Genomic DNA, 11136 nt, shown 5'->3' on the forward strand with positions numbered 1-11136 from the left:
ACCCCTCCTTTATTAAAGGGAGGAGTTTTAGGCACAAAAAAAACTTCCATATGGAGGTTTTTACTATTTAGGAATTAATGTACAAACATATCCATAAAGTCACGAATTTCCTGAATGGCAGTATCTGTATCGGTCGTTAACCAGGTTGGCTCAAAGAAACCGGCATAATGCTCGATCCGATCCGCAGGCACAACTAGACGTACCGGGCAATCTTCTTCCAGTAGGCGCCATGGAATAATCGGAACGTCATTATCTAGCCAGGCCGCAACATTCCGTACATCAATGACCATGGCATTAATGCAGTCCGGAAAAGGCATTACCGACATTTCTTCAGTACGGCGGCGGAAATATTCCAGATCCTGCCAGCGTAGCATAAAGCTCGGTTTGCTAAATTCAATGATTCCAATCAGATGCTGATCACGAGTGTAGTGCAAAGCGCATTGATGTGTGATGTCAGTGTCAAGATCAAGCGATACACTCTGTTGACGATACGCCATAAAACTCGGGTGCATGAAAAATAAGGTGGATAATTATAACGTATTTTGCGCAAAGTAGCAGGTATATTGAAAAACGGTATTTTTACAGCATGTTTTAGCCCACTTAATATGTGTTTAAAATTAAATAAAATCAAAGTAGTGTATTGTTTGTTTTATAGACAATTCAATTCCTGATAAATCAGCTAAAAACCACCAGTATCAACTGTCTGGGAAGAGAGTTTCTAACCATAAGAGCATAGTATATTCAGGCCAGAAAATACCTCTTTTTGAAACTAATACCAAGTTCATCAGACTCATACATATAACTTACATCCATTCACTATCTCACCATCTTTTGTCACAGAAGCTGTGATAACTGCTTGTTATGATAAAAATCTACTTATGAATAAGAAAGAGTGAGAATGGTCATGGTTGATGATTTTAATAAAAAACCACCTTTGCATGATCAGGCAGCAATTACGCAGAAGAAGCGCATTCCTGTCTATATCCTGATTTTGGTCGGAATCTTTTTACTGGCAGTCCTGTTCTATATGTTTGCAGATGTGAAGCCAGATGCGCCTGCGACCCAGCCTAATACACCAGTACCAGCGACTGAAGCCCCTGCCAATAATGCTAGTCCGGCGACTACTCCAGGCGGTGAAAGCAATGAAGCAATGGCTACCGCAGATGATGCGATGACAGAAGCAACAGCCACTGTAGGCGAAATGTCACAAGATACAGCAGAAGCTACTGCAACTGATGCTCAACAGGCCACCCAATAACTGGAATTGTTAAAAAAAGCTCTGGTTAATGACTAGGGCTTTTTTGCAATAGGTGGTGATGTTTTTCAAAGTTCTGTATCTCCAGGCAAGCTAAGTACAGGAAGTTCAAGCTTTATAAGCAATCGGAAAGAGCTGAAGATTTCAAAAATAAGCTCGTGAATTCAGATAAATAGCGTAATAACAAAGAGGGCAGAAAACATGAATGATTATATGAGAGGCCCACGTGGTGGCTATGATGCCATGTACTACTGGGATCAGTTTCATCCAATTCTTAGTGCAATTGCCATATTAGTCCTAGGTTGGATTATTGCATTACTCGTCTCGGCAGGTGTTAAAAAAATCTTGCAAAAACTAGGGACCAATACACACTTAAATGCAGCGACAGGACATCGCTCTAATGTCGAGAGTATTATCGCTCGTGTTGTGTTCTGGATTATTCTGATCATTGCAGTCATCGGTGCGCTTAACGTACTGAATCTGACCGCAGTGAGCGGACCGTTCAGTAATATGATCCAGCAGTTCCTGCTCTTTATTCCACAATTGCTGGCGGCTGTTGCTGTAGCCTTTATTGGATGGATTGTGGCGAATCTGGTCAAAGTCGGCTTGCAAAAAATGCTTGACCGTACCCAGCTGGATGAAAAGCTGAGTGCCGAAGTTGGTGTAAGTCCGATTAGCCAAAATATCAGTGAAATTGTTTACTGGCTGATTTTACTGCTGTTCTTGCCAATCGTCTTGTCGATTCTAGGTTTACACGGTTTGTTACTGCCTGTGCAGAACATGCTGACGGATGTCGTAAGTTATCTACCTAATATCTTCATTGCTGCAGTTATTGTATTTGTCGGATACATTCTGGCAAAAATCGTTCGCGGTATAGTTGAAGGTTTGCTCAACAGCTTGAATATTCAACATCAAGCTGAGAAAGTCGGCATTTTCAAAAACTCGAATGTCGCTCAACTGATTGGTTCATTCATCTTCGCAGTCGTAATTATTACGTCATTAATCATTGCATTTGAAGCACTGGGTATTGAAGCAATTTCTCAACCAGCAACTGCAATGCTGTATGAGATCATGAATGCCATTCCAAATATCATTGCAGCTGCACTGATTCTGATCCTGGCTTATGTGGTGTCTAGACTGGTAGCACGTCTGGTGACTGAAGTCGTTGCCGGAACAGGCGTAGATGAGGTTCCAGCTAAACTGGATCTGCAACGCTTCCTAGGCAAAACCAAACTATCAAGTCTGGTGGGTTATCTGATTGTACTGTTCACCATGCTATTTGCAGTTTCCGAAGCTGCGGACCGTTTAGGCTTTGAACAGGTGAGTGGCCTGATCGCGATGTTCATCTACTTCGGTGCAAACATCCTGCTAGGTGCTGTGATCCTGGTGATTGGCTTCTGGCTGGCCAATGTAGTTGCCAATATTGTGCAACGTGGTGAATACAACAGTTCACGCTGGTTAGCGAACCTAGTTCGTGTACTGATCATGGGTCTGGTCATTGCGATGGGTCTACGTGCCATGGGCATTGCTGACTCGATCGTGAATCTGGCCTTCGGTTTAACTCTGGGTGCTGTTGCTGTGGCATTTGCCTTGGCCTTTGGTCTCGGTGGCCGTCAACCAGCAGAACGTGTACTGACTGATTTGATCGATAAAGCTAAACGAGAAGCTAAAGAGCCGAATCCTTTGAAAAATGAAACTAATATCATGACTTCAGGCTTAGGTGCTGATGTCAGTGGTACTACAGGTGCAGGCAGTTCAACTACAGGAGAAAATATTGTGCCGAAGCAAGATCAATCACAAGATGACAATACGCCAATGCGTACCAATTTATCCAATAGTACGCCAGCGACCTTGACTACTGCACCACAGGATGATGAAGCGTCAGGGGTAGACCAGGTAACACCAGATGTCGATCAGGCTGTACCGGATTCGCTTCAAGTTGATCCAACTCATCCACCAGCGAATAATCCATTTGGTTCTACAGGTGAAGAAGAACCGGATGTCGATAGTCATCCAAAAAAAGATGACCCGAATTAACCTGTTCTATTTAAACAAAATCGGCCACGCTTGAGTGGTCGATTTTTTTAATTATGAGGAAATCTGAATGAATGCCAAGAAACCGAATAATCTGTTAGCACCCTTAGTGATAGCAGGCATTACCATTGGCTTTTTCACGGCTGCCTATCGATTTGTCTTTGTGAAAAGCAAACAGGATGAGCAGGCTGAAAAAGAGCTGGATAAGAAAATACCTGATCCAGACGAATTTAACTAAGTCGAAATACTGCCTAGTCACTATACATAGAATTTCTTTTTTTAAAAATATAGAATATTCAAGTGAATACTAAAATAATTTTGGTATTTTTCTTGCATTAAAAATATAAAGAAAAAGGAGATCAATAAGATGTGGAAAACATTGCAGCATAAATTCATGGCACCTATGGCAGATCAAGTACCATTACATCTGCAGGAAGCGGCTCAGAAAATGCAACTGACGATTGACCGTTTAGAAAATACGGCCAATCTCAACCTGTTTAAAACGGATTATCTGGAATAAGCGAAGTATTTTCTCTTCCCAAATCATCTCTATATTAAACATATTCCGATGCGGCATGCGCTGATGACCATGCCCATTGGAAGTTAAAACCTCCCAAATGACCAGTCACATCCAGTATCTCGCCCACAAAATACAAGCCTTTCTGCTTTTTGCTTTCCATGGTTTTAGATGAAACTTCGGTTGTATCCACACCGCCCAAAGTTACCTCGGCTGTCCGGTAACCTTCAGTTCCAGAAGGCTTCAATTCAAAGCCACTTAAACGTTTAGCAATCTGTTCCAACTTGTCATCACTAATATTGCCAATAGAAGTTTCAGCGACTTCAGGCCAGATCAGATTCTGTAATTCTAGTACTACGCTCTTTGGTAAATGTTCGGTCAACAGTGTGCGTAGCAATACTTTAGGCTGAGTCTGTTTTTTAGATTTAAAGAAATCAAACAGGTCGATACTTGGCAGAAAGTCGACCTTAAAACTTTGGCCAACATCCCAGTAATTTGATAGTTGTAGGGAGCTAGGGCCGCTCAGACCACGATGGGTAAACAGTAAAGCTTCAGTAAAACTGTTTAGGTCATTAGACAGCGTGGCTTCGACTGCATTACCGCTCAGACGAGTGGTGACTTCCTTGAAACTATCCGAGAAAGTAAAGGGTACCAGACCGGCACGGGTTGGATAGACATGATGTCCAAACTGCTTGGCAATCTCATAGCCGATGCCTGAACCGCCTAGAGTCGGAATCGACAAGCCACCTGAAGCAACCACAACCGATTCTACTTCAAAATATCCTAAAGAAGTGGCTACCTGAAATCCCTGATCATCCACAGCATTAACGGCTTTCACTTCGCAGTTGGTTTTGATCTCAACCAGACCGGTCTTGTCGCATTCGGACAGCACCATCGCCAGAATTTCTTTGGCACCATTTAAGGTAAATAGCTGTCCATGTTTACGTTCTTCATACTCGATGCCATATTCGCAGACCAAGCCAATAAAATCCCAATTGGTATAGCGGGTCAGTGCTGAAATCACAAAATGCGGATTGTGCGAGATGAAATTTTCAGGTTCGACATAGAGGTTGGTGAAATTACATTTGCCACCACCGGACATCAGGATTTTCTTACCCACCTTATTGGCTTTTTCAACGACTACGACTTTACGACCACGTTGCGCTGCCATATAGGCCGTCATTAAACCTGATGCACCTGCACCTATGACCAAAACATCGTATTGCTGAACAGACATGACACACTCAAGGGAGAAGAAAGGGGAGCATTATAGACAATTTTATTTCAGCTTTCTCTATTCCTGAAGGGGCTGTCCGAATTACAGTGTGTTAGCGAATATTTATCATAAATAATTTGAAGCAGCTGGCGGATTCATGCATAGTTTTGTCATGCTTAAAAAATAATCACAATGAAAGGAATAATTTATGACGGATACGGCAGCATACAAACAATATAATCTGATCAGCTATATTCTTCATCTACTGGGTTTTTTCCTGGGAATAACCCCATTAATCGCCATCATCATGAATTATATCAAACGTAATGAAATGCGGGGCACCTGGCTAGAAAGTCATGTGGACTGGCAGATCAAAACTTTCTGGTTCAGCTTGCTGGGTTATATTCTGGGTGGTTTGCTCACTGTAATTCTGATTGGTTTTGTGATTATTTTTTTGGTCTTTGTCTGGCATGTCTATCGACTGGTCAAAGGGCTGATTGCATTAAACGAAAATAATCCGATAGGCATTTAAGTTTCGATCAGTACTTTAAGGCAATTAAATATTACGACCTTGTAGTCCACCAGTATGCAGGATTAGTAGCTTTGCTTCTGCTGGAAAATAGCCTGTTTCAATCAGGTCAGAAATTCCCTGCAGCATTTTTCCCGTATAAATCTGCTCTAAGGCAATATCATATTCAGCTTCAAAGTGCTGTATAAACTGGATCAGTTCAGGAGTGGTTTTGGCATAGCCACCGCAACAATAATCATCGAGAATGGACCAGTTTCTTTTCGTGGTCAGCTTAGCCACCTCCTCATTCAGGAAGTCGCCTTTTAAGGCAGAAAATCCTAATACCTGTTGCTGAGGATTGCTGGCTTCAATCAAACCTGTGATCGTGCCACCAGTACCTACAGCACAGCAGATCACATCAAACTGTGCATCGCCGTCCTTTAGAATCTCCTGACATCCCCGAATCGCCAATGTATTAGTACCGCCTTCAGGAATGATGTAATGTGCAGGAAACTTTTGTGCTAACGCTTCTAGATAATCAGCGTCCTGTTTACGTCGATATTCTTCACGACTCACAAAATACAATTGCATGCCAAATTGTTGTGCCAACGCTAAAGTGGGGTTTAAGGGCCGATGGGCCAGTTCCTCACCCCGAATAATGCCGACACTCTCAAAGCCAAACTGCTGTGCTGCAAACGCCGTTGCGGCAATATGATTGGAATAAGCGCCCCCAAAAGTCAGCAGCTTTTTAAAGCCAAGTTGTTGTGCTTCCAGAAAATTGTATTTCAGTTTAAAAAACTTGTTGCCTGATATTTGTGGATGCACCAGATCCAGACGGCGTATGGTTACAAACCTGTTTTTCAGCCAGGTGCGCTGGTCTGGAATATGCTGGGCGATTTTTTCAAACATGGTATTTTCATAAGCTAAGAATGAGCAAATTATAGCGAAATAGAATCAGCAGGATGGCAGAATCATGAGCTCCTTAAACTAAGAATAAAATTTCGTAGATTGTCACAATTCATATGCTGAAAATTTAAACAAATTTGCTAATCTGAATCTTATAGGGAACTTAGAGGAGGATAGAATAATGAAAATACTATCCTGTACGATTTTAAGTGTATTGTTCTTAGTAGGCTTATCTGGCTGTGATGATCCGCTGAATAAACCTAAAACTGATACACGAAGCATGATCATTGGCGGAGTTCCGGTGCATGACCATGATTATAAGATGCTTGATTCATCCCTCACCGCTCAAGACCAACTGAAGAAATAGCAGGATTTCGCACAAATATTGCATCATTTGTGTAGAAATATTAAAGCAAAATAAATTATTTTTACTTAAAATAAGCCATTCATTTTAAGTTTGGATGGTCACGTGGAATCATTTTGGATTTTAGGTTCAATTGCCTTTGCCCTCATGTTAGGTGCAATGAGCCCAGGACCAACATCTATTTATGTAGCGAAAAATTCAATTGCGATCTCACGTAAGCATGGCTTATTTACAGCTTTAGGGACTGGTACTGGGGCGGCTATTTTTGGCCTACTTGCAGTCCTAGGTTTACAGGCATTCTTGCTGGCTGTGCCGTCTGCCTATCTGGCGCTTAAAATTTGTGGTGGTTTATATCTGCTCTGGTTGGCTTTTAAAATTATCAAGCATGCCAAAGAACCGATCGATGCAGGCGATGACAGTCAAACTCAGATGTCCTTACGTCGTGCTTATATGACAGGTTTGATTACCCAATTATCTAACCCAAAAATTGCCATTGTATTGGCCAGTATTTTTACTGCGCTTTTGCCAAAAGAAATTCCAACTTACTTTTATTTTGTATTACCGGTTTTATGTTTCTTTATTGATGCAGGCTGGTGCTCGCTGGTGGCCGTTGCACTTTCTGCTGAAAAGCCACGTCGAGTATATTTGAAGTTTAAAGCCGGTTTTGACCGTGCAGCAGGGGCGGTCATGACCGTGCTGGGATTAAAGCTGATCTTTGGGATGAAGTAATTTTCCAATTATCGCAGACCATAAAAAAAGCCCCAATGATTCGGGGCTTTTTTAATTTGGTTCTTAAAAAATATTTTCTTCCGAATTTGCCGAGATCCGGTGAATAGATAAATCCGCACCGGTAAATTCTTCTTCCTGACTCAGACGAATACCGATCAACACTTTCAGCAGACCATAAACCAGGAATCCACCTGCCAGAGCCACTACAATCGCCAGTACGGTACCGAATAATTGTGAAATGATAGAAACACCGCCCATACCTCCTAGCCATTGCTGACCGAATACACCGGCAGCAATTCCACCGAAAGCACCACATACGCCATGCAAAGGCCAGACCCCTAATACATCATCAACTTTGAGTTTATTTTGGGTATAGGTAAAGAGTTTTACAAAAATCACGCCTGCGCTGATTCCGATAAATAACGCACCCAGTGGATGTACCACATCAGAACCTGCACAGATGGCCACCAGTCCGGCTAATGGGCCGTTGTGCAAGAAGCCAGGATCATCTTTACCGGCTACTTTTGCCGCAATAGTTCCACCGACCATCGCCATTAAAGAGTTAATTGCAACCAGTCCGGAAATGGCGTCCAGGCGCTGTGCACTCATCACATTAAAGCCAAACCAGCCAACAATCAAAATCCATGAGCCTAGAGCAAGGAAAGGGATGGATGAAGGTGGATGTGCAGTAATCCGGCCATCATTTTTATATCGACCATTGCGTGCACCCAGTAAAACGACCGCTGCCAGAGCAATCCAGCCCCCCATGCCATGCACGACCACAGAGCCGGCGAAATCGTGGAAGCTGGCACCGAAGGTATCTGCCAGCCAGTCCTGAAAACCAAAGTTACCATTCCAGATCATTCCTTCAAAAAATGGATAAATCAGAGCCACCAGAAATAAAGTCGCTAAAGCCTGCGAACGCATTTTGGCACGTTCTGCAATTCCTCCCGAGATAATCGCAGGAATAGCAGCGGCAAAGGTCAGCAGGAAGAAACAGCGCATCAGGTTATAACCATGATCGGCTGCTAGAGTAGAGGCATCGTGGAAAAAATGCTGACCATAGGCAATATAGTAGCCCACCAAAAAGTAAGCGATGGCGGATAGGGAAAAGTCAGTGAGAATTTTACTTAAGGCATTGACCTGATTCTTATGGCGAACTGTCCCTAGTTCTAAAAACGCAAATCCTGCGTGCATGGCAAGCACTAGAACCGCACCGAGAAGGAGAAATAATAAGTCTATATTTTGCATTGTGCGTTCCAATTTAGTGCATAGAATCACAAAAGAAATCCAGTATATAGAGGCAAACTGATTCGAAAAGAGTTACTAACAAGGGAAATTTTGATAAAGAATTTCTTGAAACTGACAAGACTCGATATAAAGCACAATAGAATTTTGTGCACCAAACTAAGACGTCATAAGAAAAGATAAAATTTAAATTTATATTTTGTTTTTTAGATATTTAGCTTTATCAAGGAAAATGGCGTGTTAAAAATGTGTGCTAAAGATGCACATGAAAAGTGAAAGGATTTTTAAGAAAAAATTTAAAAAATTAAATGAAAGATGATTTTGAATTGCAAAAGCACATCATGATTTTAAATTTTAGAAGTCATATAGGCTATTGATTAGCTATATCTCCAATAAATAAAACCCTAATAAATTAGGGTTTCATCCGGAGCTAAAATCTCTGAAGTATTCAATTAATCTTTAAAATGTACAGGAATCCATTGATAGCTCTTTCCATCTTTAGAGTAAATATGACCGATCCCCGGGAATGGTAAATGTGGCGCTGCAATGGTCTGACCTTGCTTTGCATATTCAGCAAAATGCTTTAAACGGGTTTGCACCGCAGTTTTAGGATCGACATCGAATTCTATGGCTGTTTCAGGTTTGTCGAATTGCAAGGTATGTGAATGGACGATGTCACCGACAAAAACCACTTCTTGACCATCGGCTTTGAGTTTAAAGCTGTAATGCCCTGGGGTATGACCAAAGGATGGCTTAAACTCGACCCCACCAAAAGCTAAAGATTTATCAGAAAAGACTTTCACTTTTTTAGCTTTTTCATAGGGTGCAAGAGCTGCTTTAATTTTCTCTACGGTGCCTAAGAAACCTTCCTGCTGGTCTTTCGGTAGTTTTTTGACGGTATTTGGACTTAGCCAGTAGTCATACTCGGTTTTGGAAATATGTAAGGTGGCATTTGGATAATTTGCTGCGCCGTTATTTGAAATACCACAGACATGGTCAGGGTGTAGATGAGTCAGGAAAATACCACTCACTTGTGTAGGCTGATAACCTGATGCCTTGAGGTTATTATAAATTGACCCTAAGTGTGCACCAAAGCAACTTGCAGCTCCGCTATCCACCATGAGCAGTTGATTGCCGGTATTAATCAGGAAGGCATTGACTGAGGTCTGTATACCTTTGGCTTGATCGGCATGATATTTCTTTAAAATCTCAGTTTTTTCTGCATCACTTAAGCCTTTAAACATCGATGGATTTAAGTAGTTTGTACCATCGAGCAGGGCGGTGATCTGGGTATTACCAATTTGGTGATGGTAGTAGCCGGCGACTTGTTTTTGTGAAGCAATCGTTGCAGGTTCAGCAGCCTGACTCACACTTACACCTAAAACAGAAAATGAAAGTAGAGAGGTGAGGAGGGAGGTCTTTAAAATATTCATGGCAATTCTTATGGTTGTGAAGTTTATGCTATGTATTAGCATGTAAAGCATGAAAATAGAATATAAAAATATTTACCATTTTTTAAAGAGAGAAGAGGAATTGAATATCTGTACTAGGCATTCAGTTTGAATCTGTATATTGATTTTGTAAGGAAAGAGAAGATTTTTTATCTAAAAATATTTTTATAAATAAAATACTTAGATAAATTTCACTTTTATAAAAAAGCCCGTTAACATGGGGTATTGCAAACAGCCTTGGGTATCGCTATGAGTTTTTGGAAAAAGAAAAATAATGCAGCATTTGTATTTTTCATTATTACCTTATATTCATTGCTGGGCTTCGGCATTGGCTATGTCATCTGGGAATTTTTCCTTGATAAATAAGTGCTATCTGATTTAGATCGACCTAAAAAAGCCTCAAGATAGAGGCTTTTTTATCATACTTGGATATAAATTTAAAAACTTTATTGAAAGCTCCATCACCCTTTGGGAGAAGGTTGGGATAAGGGGAATTCTTTGCCTTACTTTTGAAGGATCAAAAGTAACAAAAATCCCTTGTTCGTTAGAGGGCACGTCCATGTGCCCCTAACGAACGAGCGACATCCATGTCGAAAGTCATGTGATTAAAAATTTTTCTTTAATTACATTACTTACTAGCTTTGATTAAAATCTTTCTTATGTATTGTAATAGACCTCTTTCATAAATCATTTTTTGCTCAGTTCCAAGTTGTAGATTCCAGCGATTAAATTGAATCTCAAACCAAGCCTTTTACCTCTATTTCGATAACGCTCAGCAAGGATTTTGAAGGTTTTCAGGCTGCCAAATACATGCTCAATTCCGATTCTTCTTTTATTGATTTCTTGATTATAGATTTTCAATTCAGGATCCAATTTACAGTGTCTTTTGGCTTTTAATGGCAACAGGC

Annotated in this window: 14 protein-coding genes; 8 read left to right on the forward strand and 6 right to left on the reverse strand. The window is 41.1% G+C overall.

Translation table 11 applies throughout. The features are described 5' to 3' along the window. Positions 1–74 precede the first annotated feature (74 nt). Complete coding sequence (locus tag FTV31_RS05940) at positions 75–497, reverse strand: hypothetical protein (protein WP_180013602.1); 423 nt, start codon at positions 495–497, stop codon at positions 75–77. Positions 498–904: 407 nt separating this feature from the next. Here FTV31_RS05940 and FTV31_RS05945 point away from each other — a divergent pair, with 407 nt between their 5' ends. The 4 genes from FTV31_RS05945 to FTV31_RS05960 all read left to right on the forward strand — a co-directional run bounded on the left by FTV31_RS05945 (position 905) and on the right by FTV31_RS05960 (position 3809). Continuing rightward, the gene (locus FTV31_RS05945) at positions 905–1258 is read left to right on the forward strand and encodes a hypothetical protein (RefSeq protein ID WP_180013604.1); all 354 of its coding nucleotides are present in this window, start codon (positions 905–907) and stop codon (positions 1256–1258) included. Between the two features lie 198 nt (positions 1259–1456). Next, complete coding sequence (locus FTV31_RS05950) at positions 1457–3292, forward strand: mechanosensitive ion channel (RefSeq protein ID WP_180013606.1); 1836 nt, start codon at positions 1457–1459, stop codon at positions 3290–3292. A 67-nt stretch (positions 3293–3359) separates the two neighbouring features. Then, entirely contained in the window at positions 3360–3527 is a 168-nt protein-coding gene (locus FTV31_RS05955) for a hypothetical protein (protein ID WP_179992650.1), read from the forward strand. A 129-nt stretch (positions 3528–3656) separates the two neighbouring features. Further along, positions 3657–3809 carry a hypothetical protein gene (locus tag FTV31_RS05960; RefSeq protein ID WP_180013608.1) on the forward strand — a complete coding sequence of 51 codons (153 nt, stop codon included), beginning with the start codon at positions 3657–3659 and terminating at the stop codon, positions 3807–3809. Between the two features lie 34 nt (positions 3810–3843). On the opposite strand, the gene FTV31_RS05965 is transcribed toward FTV31_RS05960, so the two are convergent. Next, positions 3844–5043: an NAD(P)/FAD-dependent oxidoreductase gene (locus FTV31_RS05965; RefSeq protein ID WP_180013610.1), complete on the reverse strand. Its 1200-nt coding sequence runs from the start codon at positions 5041–5043 to the stop codon at positions 3844–3846. 187 nt (positions 5044–5230) lie between these two features. On the opposite strand from FTV31_RS05965, the gene FTV31_RS05970 reads away from it, so the two are divergent. After that, positions 5231–5554 (forward strand): hypothetical protein, encoded by a 324-nt coding sequence (locus tag FTV31_RS05970; protein WP_180013612.1) that lies wholly within the window; start codon positions 5231–5233, stop codon positions 5552–5554. Between the two features lie 24 nt (positions 5555–5578). Here the strand turns inward: FTV31_RS05970 and FTV31_RS05975 are convergent, their stop codons facing one another. Further along, positions 5579–6439, reverse strand: a complete 861-nt coding sequence (locus FTV31_RS05975) for a 1-aminocyclopropane-1-carboxylate deaminase/D-cysteine desulfhydrase (protein ID WP_180013614.1) — start codon at positions 6437–6439, stop codon at positions 5579–5581. A gap of 178 nt (positions 6440–6617) precedes the next feature. Here FTV31_RS05975 and FTV31_RS05980 point away from each other — a divergent pair, with 178 nt between their 5' ends. Together FTV31_RS05980 and FTV31_RS05985 are read left to right on the forward strand one after the other, a co-directional pair. Further along, entirely contained in the window at positions 6618–6803 is a 186-nt protein-coding gene (locus FTV31_RS05980; RefSeq protein WP_004785035.1) for an NF038215 family lipoprotein, read from the forward strand. Between the two features lie 102 nt (positions 6804–6905). Then, the gene (locus FTV31_RS05985; protein ID WP_004785033.1) at positions 6906–7529 is read left to right on the forward strand and encodes a LysE family translocator; all 624 of its coding nucleotides are present in this window, start codon (positions 6906–6908) and stop codon (positions 7527–7529) included. 63 nt (positions 7530–7592) lie between these two features. On the opposite strand, the gene FTV31_RS05990 is transcribed toward FTV31_RS05985, so the two are convergent. Together FTV31_RS05990 and FTV31_RS05995 are read right to left on the reverse strand one after the other, a co-directional pair. Then, positions 7593–8780 (reverse strand): ammonium transporter, encoded by a 1188-nt coding sequence (locus FTV31_RS05990; protein ID WP_180013616.1) that lies wholly within the window; start codon positions 8778–8780, stop codon positions 7593–7595. Between the two features lie 449 nt (positions 8781–9229). After that, positions 9230–10210, reverse strand: a complete 981-nt coding sequence (locus FTV31_RS05995; RefSeq protein ID WP_180013618.1) for an MBL fold metallo-hydrolase — start codon at positions 10208–10210, stop codon at positions 9230–9232. A 267-nt stretch (positions 10211–10477) separates the two neighbouring features. On the opposite strand from FTV31_RS05995, the gene FTV31_RS17560 reads away from it, so the two are divergent. Next, positions 10478–10594 carry a hypothetical protein gene (locus tag FTV31_RS17560; RefSeq protein WP_373683639.1) on the forward strand — a complete coding sequence of 39 codons (117 nt, stop codon included), beginning with the start codon at positions 10478–10480 and terminating at the stop codon, positions 10592–10594. A 321-nt stretch (positions 10595–10915) separates the two neighbouring features. Here FTV31_RS17560 and FTV31_RS06000 read toward each other — a convergent pair. Further along, positions 10916–11136, reverse strand: a 221-nt coding sequence (locus tag FTV31_RS06000; protein WP_180013620.1) for a transposase family protein, incomplete at its 5' end; no start/stop codon positions are given.

The sequence above is a fragment of the Acinetobacter sp. YH16031 genome, from assembly GCF_013417335.1.
Classification (GTDB): Bacteria; Pseudomonadota; Gammaproteobacteria; order Pseudomonadales; family Moraxellaceae; genus Acinetobacter.

Excerpts from the sequence above, each read along its gene's own strand:
- FTV31_RS05940 (WP_180013602.1), bottom strand. The coding sequence starts at position 497 with ATGGCGTATCGTCAACAGAGTGTATCGCTTGATCTTGACACTGACATC.
- FTV31_RS05990 (WP_180013616.1), bottom strand. The coding sequence starts at position 8,780 with ATGCAAAATATAGACTTATTATTTCTCCTTCTCGGTGCGGTTCTAGTG.
- FTV31_RS05980 (WP_004785035.1), top strand. The coding sequence starts at position 6,618 with ATGAAAATACTATCCTGTACGATTTTAAGTGTATTGTTCTTAGTAGGC.
- FTV31_RS05955 (WP_179992650.1), top strand. The coding sequence starts at position 3,360 with ATGAATGCCAAGAAACCGAATAATCTGTTAGCACCCTTAGTGATAGCA.
- FTV31_RS05950 (WP_180013606.1), top strand. The coding sequence starts at position 1,457 with ATGAATGATTATATGAGAGGCCCACGTGGTGGCTATGATGCCATGTAC.
- FTV31_RS05975 (WP_180013614.1), bottom strand. The coding sequence starts at position 6,439 with ATGTTTGAAAAAATCGCCCAGCATATTCCAGACCAGCGCACCTGGCTG.
- FTV31_RS05995 (WP_180013618.1), bottom strand. The coding sequence starts at position 10,210 with ATGAATATTTTAAAGACCTCCCTCCTCACCTCTCTACTTTCATTTTCT.
- FTV31_RS05965 (WP_180013610.1), bottom strand. The coding sequence starts at position 5,043 with ATGTCTGTTCAGCAATACGATGTTTTGGTCATAGGTGCAGGTGCATCA.
- FTV31_RS17560 (WP_373683639.1), top strand. The coding sequence starts at position 10,478 with ATGAGTTTTTGGAAAAAGAAAAATAATGCAGCATTTGTATTTTTCATT.
- FTV31_RS05960 (WP_180013608.1), top strand. The coding sequence starts at position 3,657 with ATGTGGAAAACATTGCAGCATAAATTCATGGCACCTATGGCAGATCAA.
- FTV31_RS05945 (WP_180013604.1), top strand. The coding sequence starts at position 905 with ATGGTTGATGATTTTAATAAAAAACCACCTTTGCATGATCAGGCAGCA.
- FTV31_RS05970 (WP_180013612.1), top strand. The coding sequence starts at position 5,231 with ATGACGGATACGGCAGCATACAAACAATATAATCTGATCAGCTATATT.